Annotated in this window: 16 protein-coding genes; 3 read left to right on the forward strand and 13 right to left on the reverse strand. The window is 55.9% G+C overall.

Features of this window, described 5'->3' with window-relative positions; all coding sequences use genetic code 11:
- Positions 1-115 precede the first annotated feature (115 nt).
- Together ubiA and HX875_RS14425 are read right to left on the reverse strand one after the other, a co-directional pair.
- Positions 116-1006, reverse strand: a complete 891-nt coding sequence (ubiA, locus tag HX875_RS14420; protein WP_177043683.1) for a 4-hydroxybenzoate octaprenyltransferase — start codon at positions 1004-1006, stop codon at positions 116-118.
- On the reverse strand, positions 1006-1569 hold the full coding sequence (locus HX875_RS14425; protein WP_177043684.1) for a chorismate--pyruvate lyase family protein: 564 nt from the start codon (positions 1567-1569) through the stop codon (positions 1006-1008). The genes ubiA and HX875_RS14425 overlap by 1 nt, the downstream gene beginning before the upstream one ends.
- 196 nt (positions 1570-1765) lie before the next feature.
- Between HX875_RS14425 and HX875_RS14430 the strand changes: the two genes are divergently transcribed.
- From HX875_RS14430 to HX875_RS14440, 3 genes are all read left to right on the forward strand, one after another.
- The gene (locus HX875_RS14430; protein ID WP_003213373.1) at positions 1766-1933 is read left to right on the forward strand and encodes a rubredoxin; all 168 of its coding nucleotides are present in this window, start codon (positions 1766-1768) and stop codon (positions 1931-1933) included.
- 29 nt (positions 1934-1962) lie between these two features.
- Entirely contained in the window at positions 1963-3111 is a 1149-nt protein-coding gene (locus HX875_RS14435) for an NAD(P)/FAD-dependent oxidoreductase (protein WP_177043685.1), read from the forward strand.
- Positions 3112-3302: 191 nt separating this feature from the next.
- Positions 3303-3578: an HU family DNA-binding protein gene (locus HX875_RS14440; protein ID WP_003213368.1), complete on the forward strand. Its 276-nt coding sequence runs from the start codon at positions 3303-3305 to the stop codon at positions 3576-3578.
- 109 nt (positions 3579-3687) lie between these two features.
- Here the strand turns inward: HX875_RS14440 and HX875_RS32605 are convergent, their stop codons facing one another.
- From HX875_RS32605 to HX875_RS14490, 11 genes are all read right to left on the reverse strand, one after another.
- Positions 3688-3861: a hypothetical protein gene (locus HX875_RS32605; RefSeq protein WP_218171054.1), complete on the reverse strand. Its 174-nt coding sequence runs from the start codon at positions 3859-3861 to the stop codon at positions 3688-3690.
- Between the two features lie 339 nt (positions 3862-4200).
- Positions 4201-4398, reverse strand: a complete 198-nt coding sequence (locus tag HX875_RS14450; RefSeq protein ID WP_177043686.1) for a hypothetical protein — start codon at positions 4396-4398, stop codon at positions 4201-4203.
- Between the two features lie 132 nt (positions 4399-4530).
- The gene (locus tag HX875_RS14455; RefSeq protein WP_177043687.1) at positions 4531-5292 is read right to left on the reverse strand and encodes a pentapeptide repeat-containing protein; all 762 of its coding nucleotides are present in this window, start codon (positions 5290-5292) and stop codon (positions 4531-4533) included.
- An 11-nt stretch (positions 5293-5303) separates the two neighbouring features.
- The gene (locus HX875_RS14460) at positions 5304-5462 is read right to left on the reverse strand and encodes a hypothetical protein (RefSeq protein WP_177043688.1); all 159 of its coding nucleotides are present in this window, start codon (positions 5460-5462) and stop codon (positions 5304-5306) included.
- Between the two features lie 71 nt (positions 5463-5533).
- Positions 5534-6121, reverse strand: a complete 588-nt coding sequence (locus HX875_RS32610; RefSeq protein WP_218171055.1) for a hypothetical protein — start codon at positions 6119-6121, stop codon at positions 5534-5536.
- A gap of 105 nt (positions 6122-6226) precedes the next feature.
- Positions 6227-6601, reverse strand: a complete 375-nt coding sequence (locus HX875_RS32615; protein WP_218171929.1) for a hypothetical protein — start codon at positions 6599-6601, stop codon at positions 6227-6229.
- Entirely contained in the window at positions 6595-6873 is a 279-nt protein-coding gene (locus HX875_RS32620; protein WP_218171930.1) for a hypothetical protein, read from the reverse strand. The genes HX875_RS32615 and HX875_RS32620 overlap by 7 nt, the downstream gene beginning before the upstream one ends.
- 81 nt (positions 6874-6954) lie before the next feature.
- A complete protein-coding gene (locus HX875_RS14475; RefSeq protein WP_177043689.1) occupies positions 6955-7518 on the reverse strand; it encodes a hypothetical protein in 564 nt (187 codons plus the stop codon).
- Complete coding sequence (locus HX875_RS14480) at positions 7518-11831, reverse strand: RHS repeat-associated core domain-containing protein (protein ID WP_256348102.1); 4314 nt, start codon at positions 11829-11831, stop codon at positions 7518-7520. The genes HX875_RS14475 and HX875_RS14480 overlap by 1 nt, the downstream gene beginning before the upstream one ends.
- A gap of 14 nt (positions 11832-11845) precedes the next feature.
- A complete protein-coding gene (locus HX875_RS14485; protein ID WP_017476738.1) occupies positions 11846-12280 on the reverse strand; it encodes a DcrB-related protein in 435 nt (144 codons plus the stop codon).
- 15 nt (positions 12281-12295) lie between these two features.
- A complete protein-coding gene (locus HX875_RS14490; protein ID WP_177043690.1) occupies positions 12296-14242 on the reverse strand; it encodes a type VI secretion system Vgr family protein in 1947 nt (648 codons plus the stop codon).

Below are 14242 nucleotides of genomic sequence, written 5' to 3' on the forward strand. Positions count from 1 at the left end.
AGCCCGCTCCCACAGTTGATCTTCAGCGCACACAAAATATGTGTTCAACAGAGATCACTGTGGGAGCCGGGCTTGCCCGCGATTGCGTCGGCTCGAACGCCGCCATTCCCAAGCTCTAGCGAAACCCGTAGTCCGCCACAATCCCGACAAAAATCGCCAACCCGGCCCAGTGGTTGTGCAAAAACGCCTTGAAGCATTTGAGCCGGTCCTTGTCCCGGGTGTACCAGAACTCCCAGGCAAAACACCCGGCGGCCGCCAGCAAGCCCAGGTGGAACCAGCCGCCCAGCTCAAAGCGCATTCCCGCCAGCCACAGGCACACCAGTGCCAGGCCCTGCAAGGTCAGGATGATCACCCGGTCGGCATCGCCGAACAGAATGGCGGTGGATTTGACCCCGATTTTAAGGTCATCGTCGCGATCGGTCATGGCGTAGTACGTGTCGTAACCCACCGTCCACAACAGGTTGGCGATGTACAGCAGCCAGGCCGCCGCCGGCAGGCTGCCCGTCTCGGCGGTGAACGCCATCGGCATGCCCCAGGAAAACGCCGCGCCCAATACCACCTGCGGGTAATAGGTGTAGCGCTTCATGAACGGGTAGCTGGCCGCCAGCGCGAGGCCGCCCAGGGACAGCCAGATCGTCGTGGAGTTGGTCAGCAGCACCAGCAGGAAACTGATGAACATCAGCACCGCGAAGAACACCAGCGCCTCTTTCGAGCTGATCTTGCCGCTCACCAACGGGCGCTGCTCGGTACGCTTCACATGGCCGTCGACCTTGCGGTCGGCCCAGTCATTAATGACGCAGCCACCGGCCCGGGTGAGTACCACGCCGAGCACAAAGATCAGGATATTGAGCAGCGATGGCGAACCCTTGCCGGCAATCCACAGCGCCCACAGCGTAGGCCACAGCAGCAGATAAATGCCGATGGGCTTGTCCATGCGGGTCAGCTGGACGAAGTCCCAGGCCCTGGGGTTCAGGTGATTCAGGGATTTGAGCAGGCGCTGATACATCAGCAATTCTCCGGGTGGTCGTGCACGGCTTGCCACAAGGTCGGCAGGAAGATTTCAGCCACCAGCACGCTCAGCGGCCCGCGATCAAAGCGCGAGCGGCGCGCCCACAGGTGATCGGCCTGGTCCGCCGTGGGCAGCCATTCCCGTGGGTAACGGCACACCTCGATGGCCTGGCGCGTGAAGGCGTGGTCACAAAACAGCAACTCCCCCAGCGACCGGCTGCCCAACTCATCCATGTGCAAACCGTCACCCTGCAAGGCGCTGCGGGCCGCCACGCTGCGGGCAAACACCCACGGCTGGCCATGGCCACGCAAATACACCTCGCGCACCCAGCCGATGCTGGCGGCGGGCAAGTCCAGCGTGGCGCATTCGTCGTCCCGCAGTGGCTGCCAGCCTTCGAACAGCGGCGTCACGCTGAAGCCATCGCTGGACAGGCGCGTGAGGCGCCGGGTCAGCGAACCTTCATCGAACAGCCAGTTGAGTGTCAGCGGCGCGGGCAGGGGGCTCAGAAGGCTCTGGGTCAGCCATCGGCAAGCATCGGGAAGGGCGTTTGAATGCGGCACGGAGGGTCATTATTGGCAGTTAATGAGGCGGCGAGCTTACCATGGTGCCCTGGACTTTTGCCGGAGCGCGCCAGGCCCATGCGTCGATCATGCTTGCATCTGCGCCGGCTGATCAGTACAAAACGCCCTGAGCCGTGCGGCAAGGTTACATCTATCGACCGTCGGCCAACGCGCCTGGACCCTGAGGAAGCAAGTAATGAAGAAGTGGCAATGTGTCGTCTGTGGCCTGATCTACGACGAAAAAGACGGATGGCCGGATGACGGCATCGCTCCGGGCACCCTGTGGCAGGACGTCCCCGAAGACTGGCTGTGCCCGGACTGCGGTGTGGGCAAGATGGATTTCGAAATGATCGAAATCGGCTGAAACCAGAATTTAACTACAAGGAGAAAGGAATGAACGCACCTGTCGTGATCGTCGGCACGGGTTTGGCCGGTTACAACCTGGCTCGGGAGTTTCGCAAGCTCGATAGCGAGACCCCGCTGTTGCTGATCACTGCAGATGACGGGCGCTCCTACTCCAAGCCCATGCTCTCCACCGGCTTTGGCAAGAACAAGGAAGCCGACGGCCTGAGCATGGCCGAACCGGGCGCCATGGCCGAGCAACTGAAGGCCGAAGTGCGCACCCACACCCGCATCAGCGGCATCGACCCGGGCCACAAGCGCTTGTGGATCGGTGAGGAAGCGGTGGCCTACCGCGACCTGATCCTGGCCTGGGGCGCAGAAACCGTGCGGGTGCCGGTGCAGGGTGACGCCGCTGACCTGATTTTCCCGATCAACGACCTTGAAGACTACGCACGCTTTCGCGCGGCGGCGGCGGGTAAACGCCGGGTGCTGCTGCTGGGCGCCGGCCTGATCGGCTGCGAGTTCGCCAACGACCTGATCCTTGGCGGCTACGAGATCGACCTGGTGGCGCCGTGCGAGCAAGTCATGCCCACCCTGCTGCACCCGGCAGCGGCCGCAGCGGTGCAGGCCGGGCTGGAAGGCCTGGGAGCGCGTTTCCACCTGGGCCCGGTGCTCAATCGCCTGCAACGCAGCGCTGACGGCCTGGAAGCCCACCTGTCTGACGGTGAAGTGATCCAGTGCGACCTGGTGGTGTCTGCCATCGGCCTGCGTCCGCGGGTCGACCTGGCCGCCGCCGCCGGCTTGCAGACCAACCGCGGGATCATGGTCGACCGTCACCTCAAGACCTCCCACGCCAACATCTACGCCCTGGGCGACTGCGCCGAGGTCGATGGCCTGAACCTGCTGTACGTGATGCCGCTGATGAGCTGCGCCCGCGCGCTGGCCCAGACCCTGGCGGGCAACGCGACGGCCGTCAGCTACGGCCCGATGCCCGTCACGGTCAAAACCCCGATCTGCCCGCTGGTCGTCTCGCCACCGCCACGGGGCACCGAAGGCGTTTGGAGCGTCGAAGGGCAGGGCGCGGACATCAAGGCCCTGTGCCGCGACGCCAACGGGCGCCTGCTGGGTTATGCCCTGACTGGCACGGCCGTGATGGAAAAACTGGCCCTCAACAAAGAACTTCCGCCGTTGCTGGCGTAAATAGCGGTCGTTCTGTCGGATTAAGCATCATTTTGACCGTAGAAAGGTCGCCGTGAGGCTGGCGCAGGCCCCGATGGCATGCCATCCTCACTCCCGTCTGCCGCAGAGTAGAGCCTGCGGCGCCTTGGGCGCTGCTCCGATAGAGAGCAGCACGGACATAACAACAAAAAACCGTCAAAGAGGCTTCACTTATGCGTAAACCAGAACTCGCAGCCGCTATTGCAGAAAAAGCAGACCTGACCAAAGAACAGGCCAACCGCGTACTCAACGCCGTACTTGAAGAAATCACCGGCGCGCTGCATCGCAAGGACAGCGTCACCCTGGTGGGCTTCGGCACCTTCCTGCAGCGCCACCGTGGCGCCCGCACCGGCAAAAACCCGCAAACCGGCGAGCCGGTGAAAATCAAGGCGAGCAACACCGTTGCGTTCAAGCCAGGCAAGTCGCTTAAAGACAGCGTCAATCCGTAAGTAAAGAAGCCTGCGCTACGCACATGCGAGTGTGAGCGCGGGATAAAAAATGGGCACGCCGACTGGGTCGGGTGCCCATTTTTTGTTGGGGGCTGGTACGTATGCCAGATTAAGCCAGTTCGCCTAAACGCGTTTTTAGAGCGTCGACTTGCTCCTCCACTGCCTTGATGACATCAGCACTGCCTCCCCACATATCAAGAAACCCCCAGTCTTCATTGGTTGGGTCAATCATTTGCGTCAGTATTGAAATCGCGTGCTGGATCAGGGGCTTCAGTTCTGCCAAATGCTCCGCTGGCCATTTATAGGGGTTGCCTAGGGTTTGTAATAGATAACAGGCAGCCCTAAAGGCGTCATAACGTTCTTCATTGGGATCAAACTGGTTAATTTCGTTGATCAGGACTGCGAAATTCTGTTGTTTCCAAAATTCTTGAAACCAGTCGGCGGCTTCATCGTTTTCTCAAGGATTGTAATTCCAGGCGCCCACTTTTTACTCCTCAGAAAATTTTCCGCCGGTGACGGGGAAGGATTTATTTAATTGATCTGATGATGGTTGATCTAAATAAATCTGCCCCCCCCCCTTTATAGTTCTCAGGCCTAGTCCTCACCCTATAAGCATTGCACTTTATAACACCATAGGGGTGTACGAAATAATTTTGTCGGCTATGAAATCAGCGGTCCATTCATGTTGGAAAATATATTCGACAGCTTCCGGATCTAAAACACTATTTTCCAATAAATCCATGTCCGCATCTGTCTCTTCTTCAGTACCTTCGTTGCACTGAATTTTTAATATAAGCTTTATTAACTCGTCGCGAGACATAGCCAACTCCTAAGAAGTGATTTTCTCTGCCTAGTACATCCAAATTGAGTTTATAGGCGTAGGAGGGCAGGTTAGTGTGCGATAGATTAAAAGGCCACCCCCTCTTAATGTGTCTTTTCCCTTGTGTCTTTCTTAAGCATCTTGAAGAAGTGAGATAAATCGTGAGGTGAATTCCTTGCCCTCATAATCTTCAAGGTTTTCAATGTTGAAAACAGCGCCTCGTTGAGTTGTAAGTTTTAACAGTCGTCGCTTCAATATTTTATTGATCTGGCTTTCAGTTTCTGCAGATATGATAGTAAGTGCTTTTTTTGCACGGACTGCCACGTCTTTGAAGAAAATGTGTTTGGCCTCGATGGGCGGGATTATGTTTTCCAGATTGCAGTTTTCAAAGGTTACATAATCGAGCTTGCAGAGTTCAAAGTCGGCAGAAAGCGGGGTGCTGGGTTGGTCTGATATGAAATTAACTTCCTGGAGTTTTCCAGCGAATTTAATGGCGGATATATTTTTTACATTAAATGAATTGTCAATGATTTTGCACTGAGAGAATGTGCAGTTGACGAAGGTGCAGTCCTTCAAGGACGCTTCTCGAAAGTCGCACTTCACAAACGTGCAGTTCTCAAATTCGCTATCGCTGAAACCTGATCCTTGAAAGTTTGTATTTTTGAACGAGCAATGGGTCAAGGATGTTTTATTGAAGAATCGCGAGCCGGAAAGGTCAGCTTTCTCAAAGTCGCAATCTTCCAAAATACATTGATCAAAAATCGGATCGCAGAGTTTCGCGTCTTTTAGTTTGCAACCACTGATCAGCTCGTTTTCAAAACGCGTTTTTTTAGGCAAAACGAGTCCGTCCTGCGCAACGCCGGACAGTACTTTTGATGGGATTTTGCCACTCACCATAATATTCCTCATAACCATTGCCCCAATCCTAAGGGTAAATGGTCTTCGTCTTCGTAAAGCTGGCTGGCGAAATCCTCCGCGCCGTCAGCCTCAATCGAGGCGGATTTCTTTTCAGCAACAGCCATCTCCGCGCCCCAGAAAACGTGACAGTCAGTCAGCTGGTTCATGTCCGATCTCTTAAAGCGTGCTTGAACATTGCGCTTAAACCCTCGCCTTAGATCCTATGATAATTCTCCAATTACATGAGGATGATGGGATGGAACTCCAAAAAAGAGTGATCGAAATCTAACTCTAGCAATTTCTCTTTGTACGCTTCTCCAATGATGATATTGAACGCTCCTCCCCAGCCCACCAAACGAAAGACCTCAGCACTCTCAGGGATTTTTTCGGCGATCAGTACCGGTTCGAAAAAAAAACGTCCTCTTGGATTTTGCCATTCCTTGGCCACGTGATCTTCGGGCCAGGCTTCGTATTTGGATAAGGCCCAATCGACGCAGTCGACATAATTGTAGGCATGCAAGAGTCGGTAACGTACTTTTTGGCTTTCGTGGGTGATGCGCAAATATTGCACACGCTCGGTCGCCAGGTTATCCAGCCCTTTAATAGACTCATCGAATACGAAGAAGTCCGCTCCGATTGTGTTGACCGGGGCGGTTATACCGTCGACAAGAATTTCATAATGCAGCGGTTTCAAATTGCACGGTGCTCGGCTATTGGAAAGCGCTATGTCATCGACCTCTTCGCCCTTGTAAATGAGCTCTCCAAGATTGACGTAACCATCCCATTTCTCACTGCTGACATTTGGATTGAGCTTGAAATAGTTCATTAATCAACCATCCTCAAAATTTTGTTAAGAGCGGATGTGGGGTCTAGCGCTTTCTTTTTAAGCTCTGCGAGCTCCGCTTTATTAACTCTGCTTTGGAATTCATAATCAAATCGTCAGCTCAAAAGCGACATTGCCTAAACGATTTTTGACCTTGTAACTGTTTTCATGAAGTTCTGCATTTTTGAAAAAATCACTTCGATCAATGAAACTTGGAATCTCATGCATCCAAGTTTTGTTTTTTGTTGGCCCCTGTACATCGCAATACCAGCTTTCTCCGACTTCTGCGTTCAAGAGCCTGAAAATAGTGATTCTGTGCTTTTTGTTTTTACTGTTTTTTGCTAGTTTTTTAATAGGGGTCTCCAGCTGAAAATGCGCGTCTAGGACGCCGTCAGCAGTAGAGTTTATGATTTCAACAGTGGTCTCGTTGTTTCCTTTTTTTGTGGCAATATAAATGAGCGCACTTCGTAATATCTCTAACATTTTTTGTCTTGGCTGAGACGATCTAAGGATAAAAAATGTTTCAAGTCGAAGTCTTCTATGAATATGTTTGTCACGCCCAGCACATTATCAAACAAGTCTTCGTCGCCGCGGGGGCCTAAAGAAACAACGATTTTACTACTGCCGTTAATGTTCACCTTGGGCAACAGTGTCATGAATATCTGCGTGATGTGGTGGCCCAGATGGCGGATACGAATGCCCTCATTCAGGGCGGCCTCGTCACTTTCTTGTAGGATAAGTATATTCAGATTCATTGCAGTGTTCGCTTCGGGCGAGTAAGGAGGTTAATTTATCTTATGGCCGTTAATCTAAATAAACCTATACCGTTATAACCATTAATTTTGAGGCGAAATAATTTTACTGATGTCGGCTCCTCTCAATTTTAATGATTTTATCGCGCTTTTAATCTCAAGTGCCGTTTCGATACCGAGAATAATGGAAGGGCTCTTTTCCTTGCCGCTACCAAAGCCAATACTTGTGAAAAACATCCCATACTCAAGTGGTTTGCCAGTTTCCTGATAAAAGATTGGGAGAGGGGCCACACAGTCAAAGTACTGATGACAGGTACTGCAGAGGTTTTCCTGCTGTTGAGCACTATAACTGATGACATGTTTTGGCCGGATGAGAAAGAGCTGTTTTTTTTCATTGATCAATGAGAAGTCAACATCCAGCTTTAAGCTTTCAATATATTCCTTGAATCGCAGTGACGCGATGAAGCGTCGATCATATGTTGCGCCAATATCAGCTTTGTTAGATGTTTTAAGCTCAGCAGGGAGGTAGCCGGGGTCGATACAGCAACCGCAGGTTTTACAAAATATATTTTCAGGTGCCCCCTCAAAAAAATAGGCATGATTATTTATGGCACTTAAGTCGTAGGCAATGGTTAGGAATTTAGTCACTACTTTAGCCCCGGGTGTTGTGTGAAGAAGTCGATAACAGCATCTTTGTATTGTGCCCCTTTTCCTTTGTAGAAGTCAGCAAGCGCTTGGAGCCTTTCAGTCCTGGTGAAGTTTGCTTGAATTTTGGCTCCGCTGTTACCTCGTTGGGGCCGCATATGTACAGGACTCCCATTGATAATTTTTGTTTTCCCGACCAAGAAATCATTCATGTCACGGTGAAGCTGTTTGTGATCAGAGTCGGTGAGCCTAGTCAGTTTTTGGTTATGTTTGCCACCCATGAATTTGGGATCGGAGTGATGCCCATGGTGACCACATGCCCAGCCAAAAGGATCGATCCAGGTGAATGGGTTGGGGGCGTACTGATAAAGGTTGAGCCCACCTTTCAAATCAATCGGGTCGGGTGTCGTAAAGCGACCTATGTCAGGGTCATAAAACCGAAACGTGTTGTAGTGCAGCCCGATCTCCCGATCTAGGTATTGCCCCTGAAACCGCAAATTCTGGTCTTCGATATAGGAAGGCTCGCGCTCTTCCCTCAGCGTGTTACCCCACACCCGATAAGTCGCGCGCCAAACATCATGGCCATCGCCGTCGGTTAACTGCTCCGGCAAGCCACTGAGGTCGTTGTGGTAGTAGCGGATTTTTTGCAGCGGCCCGATACCGTCGACCCGCGCAAGGGGTTCGTACCCCTCTTCCTCATAAATGTAGAGGCTGGTTTGACTGTGTTTATGTTCCTGCAGCAGGCGTAATCCGTCCCAGGTGAAGCGCGTTACGCCCAGTGGATAGCCATCGTTGTCATGCTCTGTTTTTTCAGTGCGACGGCCCAATGGGTCGTAGGTCATCCTGACCACATTGCCGTTTTCGTTGTGCACTTCAACTAGTCGGTTTTCTGCGTCGTAGGCAAATCGCTGCAACCCTCGAGCAGCACTACGCTTTTCAATCATTCGACCAAAAGCATCGTATTTATAGCGTTTATCTTGGTAGGTGAGCAGCCTGTTATGCCTTACCAAGCCACCCTGTAGTGGGCCGTCGAGCAGGTTGGCTGCCGCATCATAAGCAAAGGTCTCGGTCTGGCCTATCTGGTGGCTTGCGAGAATACGTTCGGTACTGTCGTAACCCAAGTGCTCTTGACGATCATGAACACGGTCAATACGCCGACGCCCGATCAGGTTATCGCTGGGATCGTAGCTGTAGTCAGTTTCAACCAACGGCGGCAACTGCCACGGTTGATCAATACTGCGGCGCTGGCGCGAGCGAACCCTTCCACTGCGGTCATACGCGGTGTTCGTTCTGAGTTGGCCCTGAGTGCGCTGCACTTCGCGATGCAGACGATCACGCTCGAAGTCGCTGATGACCTTCCCATCGAGATTCAACTGATGCAGGTGACCGCTGCCGTAGTAGAGGCGGTTCAGCCATCGACCGTCGGGCAACTGGGTCTGAATCAGGTTCCCCAATTCGTCGTAGTGATGCTGCAAGGAGCCCGCTGTGCTTTGCTCCTGCAGCAGTTGCCCCAGCGCGTCGTAGCTGAAACCCAGTCGCTGCTGCTGACCGTCAAGCGCGGTGAACGTGACGCCGACCAGTTGGTCGTTCAGATCATGTTCATAAACGGTGGAACCGTCCGCTGTCACTTTGCTGACCAGACGTCCAACAGCATCTCGCTGAAACTGGTGCGACAACGGCGCTACCGGTTCGCCTTCCGTCCCCGGCAGGTAGTTGACGGCGACGACATCATCCAGCGGATCATAGGTGTAGCAGCGCCGACTCTGGTCGAGGTCTTGCTGCTGAACCATGCGGTCGCACGCATCCCACTCAAAGCGATAGCTTTCGCCGTTCTCATTGGTCAGCTTGCGCAGTCGCCCATAGGCGTCGTGATCGAACATGACTGTGCGGTTGTGCGCGTCCCAGCGTTGTTTGACCAGGCCACGCAGGTCATAGGCATAGCGCGTGGTGCTGCCGGCCGGGTCGACATGGGCCGTGAGGTAACCGCTGGTACTGCGTTGGAACTGCTCCACGCGACCGTCCGGGAGCTGGCATTCCAGCAATAACCCCTCGGGTCCGTACCGGTAGCGAACCGACTCACCTTCCGCATTGGTCTGCACCACCAGATTGCCGAAGGCGTCGTATTGATAACGGGTGGGATAACCCGAGCAATCCACCGCTTCGACCAGTTGGCTCCATTCGTTCCAATGCAGCGTTTTGGTTTTTTCGGTGGCATCGATGATGCGCACCGGCTGGCCGAACCCGTCATAGACGTAGCGTGTGCTGTTGCCCAGTGGGTCGACTTCCTCGATACAGTTGCCGCGCTGGTCGTAGCGATAATGCCAACTGTTGCCTGCCGGGTCGGTTTCCACCTGGGGCAATGCCCAATGTGCCAACCACTGTGTGCCGCTGGTTCTGGACAGCGGGTCGATCACCGCGCTCAGGTTGCCGGACTCATCGTAATTGAAGCGCCACTGGCCGTTTTGTGGATCAATCGCGCCGAGCAACAGGCGATCTTCGTTCCATTCGAATTGCCAGGTATGGTCCAGGTTGTCGACGTAGCGGGTGATCTGGTACTGAGGGTTCCAATGCCGGGTGCTGACGCGCATCAGGCCGTCGGTCACCCGGGTAATGCCGGCGTCGAGATCGTAGTCGAAGCTGTATTCATCGCCTGCGTCTGTCCAGTGGCGACTCACGCGCCACTCCTCACCGTGGGGCCCGGACACTGCTGCCCATTGATAGAAGCAGCGCAGGCCACCCGGCAACTGGTGTTCGACCATTCGCCGGCCGTGGTCATAAGCAAAGCGTCGACGGGTTGTACCTTGCACGTCCAGGACTTCAGACAGGTCGCCGTTGCTGTCATAGCGGTAACTGACGAGCACATCGCTGCGCGCATCGAAATGTTCCTGGCGCAGGTAACGCCGTTCGATGTGGCTCACGCGCCGTGGGTGTTCGGCCGAGTAGTTCAGCTCGACGTGCATCAAGTCATGGGTGTCGCGCAGGCGATGCAGCCGGCCCTGAGTGTCGTAGTCGAGAAAGATCCGCCCTTCATTGCGATCACCCAGCAGCTGCAGACGCATCCGCGCGCTGTTCAGCGGGTCGGGCTCGAACAGTCGATACAGACCGTCGATGCTCTCGATCAATACCGCGCCGTCGGCACTGCGCCTGACCGCAAGGCCTTGGCCCGGGTCGAACGCTCCGCCAAACAACGGGATGTAGCCGATCTCCAGGCGGCGACCTTGCTCATCGATGTAGAGCAGGTTTTCGTCTGCATCTACCTCGATCGACACTTCATACGCGACGCTCCAGCCCGCACCAAAGAGGCCGTCCTGGCGTGTGTCGAGGCTGCTGTAGAAGCGCTGCCAATCTATCGGGAGCAAGCCCGGCAGTACGAAATCCAGCTCTTCATCCCCGCCGAGGATCTTGGCCCCAGTGGCACTGTGAACCGGATTGGGCGAACCATTCATGGCGCTCTTGAGCGCTGAAGTGACCTTGCTGGTTGCGTATGAGATGGCGCCACCCACCAGCAAACCACCGACCAGGCACGGCAGCTTGGTCCAGAAGCATTTCAGGTTGCCCCGCAACGCCATCACCACGGCAATTGCCAGGCCTACGCCCGGCGTTTTTCCGCTGCGAATTTCCTGCACCACGATGGTCCCGCCACCGATGCGCACATCCGGCGAGATCAGGCCCGGGGTTGTACCAATCTTGGCGTCGCACGTACTGCGATCGCCACTGCGCGCCGCAGGCTGGCCGTTGATGAACACCGAGCTGGACCCCTCGGCAATGAATTGCAGGGGCATGGGCGGGTGCTTGGTGCACGCCACGGTATCCAGCGGGCAAGGCTCGGTGCCGGGGGCAGGCGAGGCGACGGTCGGGCGCCACATTTGTGAGAAAAACTCCCCGGCCATGTCCAGGAAGCTGGGCGCCGGTGGCTCGCTGGGCGCGACTGGCACGGCCGTCATCTTGCCGGCGGCGCGGGCCGCCTTTTTGCCATTGATGAAGACGTCGTCCGAGCCGCTGGTGATAAAGGCGTCGATCACCGGCGGGAACACCCAGTTGGCGGCTGACTCGCACCAACTGGATATTTTCAGATCAGCCCCTGTTAGCCCCGCGGTAATGCCTACGACGGCACCCACGACCAACACCAGGGCAACGCCGCCGGTAGCGATAGTCGCACCGGTTGTTATGGCAACAGCCGCCGCTACCGCCAGGCAGCCCACAGTGGTGATCGCCGCATAGGCTGCCACTTCCAGTACACCGCCGAGAATATCGGCCATCACCGAGGTGTGCAGCAGTGCGTCGCCTTCGCGGGCAGCCCAGAGGTCTTCACTCATTGTTCAGACTCTGCTCAGGGGGTGACGGCAAAGTTGAGCGTGTTCTTGAGCGTTGCCCAATGTGCCGCCTCGGCAGGCCCCAGGGGCTGGGTCTTGACGTAGCTCAAGGCGATCAGGTTGCGTGTGCCGGGTATCTGCATTGCCAACTGATATTGGTAAATATTGTCGCTGCCTTTGTTGAAACGGTTCTGGACTTCAAAGGCGTCGATGTCCTGCGCCGGCCCCACCTTGATGGCTTGCGCTGGCGAATAACGAAGGTCTTTGACCTGCTGTTCGAGCTTTTTCAGCTGGCCCTCGAAGTTGTTTTGCAAGGTCTCGCCATCTGCCAACGGGCTGCGACTCACCACCAGCGTGGTGCCCAGCTTGGCGAATTTGAGAATGTTGATCGAGGTGTCCTGTACCTCAGCGTCGGGCAGGGTGAATTGGGCTTCGTTGATCAGGTAATTCATGGTGGATAAATCTCGTTATTGACCAGCGCCGGGCTTGCCGGGAAATTTTGATTCGACGGCGGACTTGATCGTGCTTTGCACACCTTGGGCGCCGGGCACCGTGCCCTTGTCGCTGCCCAGGTTGATATCCAGTTTGCCCTTCGTCTGGATTTTGCTGCTGCCGGTGGAAAACAGATTGAACGAGCCACAGGTCAGGTTGATGTCGCCGCCAGCCTTGAGCTCGATGACGCTGTCACCGCATACCAGGCGAATACTGTCGCCGGCCTCGATGGTGTAGGTCGTGGCGGCGCTGTCGGACTTGGCACCGCCCACAATCACGGTGTCGTTGTTGCGCACAACCCGCAGGCGGTTACTACCAATCGTCACCGTCTCGTTATGCCCAATACTCTTATTCCGGTCATGCCCCACCGAATGGCTCTCATCCACCTCAACCACGATGTCCTGATTCCGCTCGGCATGGATGTACAACTGCTCCAACCCCTTCTTGTCCTCCATGCGGATTTCATTGAAGTTGGCGGGCGTACCGCCTTTGCTGGAGCGGCTTTTCATCCCGCTTTGGGTGGCGTTTTCCGGCAAGTCGTAAGGCACGGTCTGCTCGGCGTTGTACACCCTTCCGGTGATGATCGGCCGGTCCGGGTCGCCTTCCAGGAAGCTCACAATCACTTCCTGGCCGATCCGTGGAATCTGCATCGAGCCCCAGTTTTTCCCGGCCCAGGACTGTGACACGCGAATCCAGCACGAGCTGTTTTCGTTGGATTGGTCGTGGCGGTCCCAGTAGAAGTGCACCTTCACCCGGCCATATTGGTCGGTCCAGATTTCCTCGCCCTTGGGGCCCACCACCAGTGCGGTTTGCGGGCCTTTGACGATGGGCCGGTAGGTGTTGGCCAGCGGGCGGAAGCTCTGTTGTGCGTCGATGCAGGTGAGGGTGCTTTCGAACTGGGCCGAAGGCGCGGCGCCGCCGCTTTCGAGGCTTTCCTGGGAGATGTAGTAACGGGCGCCGACGATCAGGTATTCGCGGTTCTGGTCGCGGCGGCTGAAGCCGGTGAGGCTGAACAGGTGTCCGGAACCCAGGCCCCGCGCGTTGCCGCTGAACTCCACTTGTTCGTGCAGGGTTTGCAGGGCTTCGATGCGGGTGCGCGCGTAGTGTTCGCCGTCTTCGCTTTTGACGTAGGTGCCGGGGTAGTCGTACAGCGGGTAGTCGCCGGCGGTGTGCGGGCGCGGCATGGCCGAGCGCACGTCGATGCTGGCGCTGGGGCGCTGGAAGTCGTAGTCGTTGAGCTCAAGGGAACCGGGCTGTACTTCCTGCGCCAGGTGCCAGTTGTGCATATGGTCGCGTTCGCGCTGCTGCACGTCCTTGGGGTAGTACGGCACCGAGGCGTAGCCAGGCACGTTGGCGTGGGCGCCGTAGGCGTCGGCCAGCACCAGCACATGGCGGTCCTGTTCGTGGCGGAAGAAGTAGTAGATGCCTTCCTGTTCCATCAGGCGGCTGACGAAATCGAAGCTGGTCTCGCGGTACTGCACGCAGTATTCCCACTCGCGGTACGGCCGGCTCAAGGCGTCTTCGAAGTCGGAAAACCCCAGGTCGCGGAACACCTGCTTGATGATCTGTGGGATGCTCAGGTTCTGGAAAATCCGGCAGTCGGAGGTGCGGCTCAGCAGCCACAACCACGGGCGCAGGGTCACCTGGTAACTGGCGAACTGGCCCTGGTCGATGTTCTGGCTGCAGCGCGCGACGATGCCGTGGAAGTGCCGCTCGCCACCGTCCGCCAGTTGCAGGTTCAGGCTCATGGGCTTGCCGAGCAACTGGTTGAGGTCGATGTTGGCGTCCAGCGAGGTCAGCTGCAATTCGAAGTTGAACAGCCGACCCAACTCTTCGCCGCCGCCCATTTCATTGAGCAACAGCACATCCGGCCCCAGGGGGCTGGTGATCTTGGCCAGGCGTGACGATTGGTTGAATAGCAT

The organism is Pseudomonas yamanorum (assembly GCF_013386765.1).
GTDB lineage: Bacteria > Pseudomonadota > Gammaproteobacteria > Pseudomonadales > Pseudomonadaceae > Aquipseudomonas > Aquipseudomonas yamanorum_A.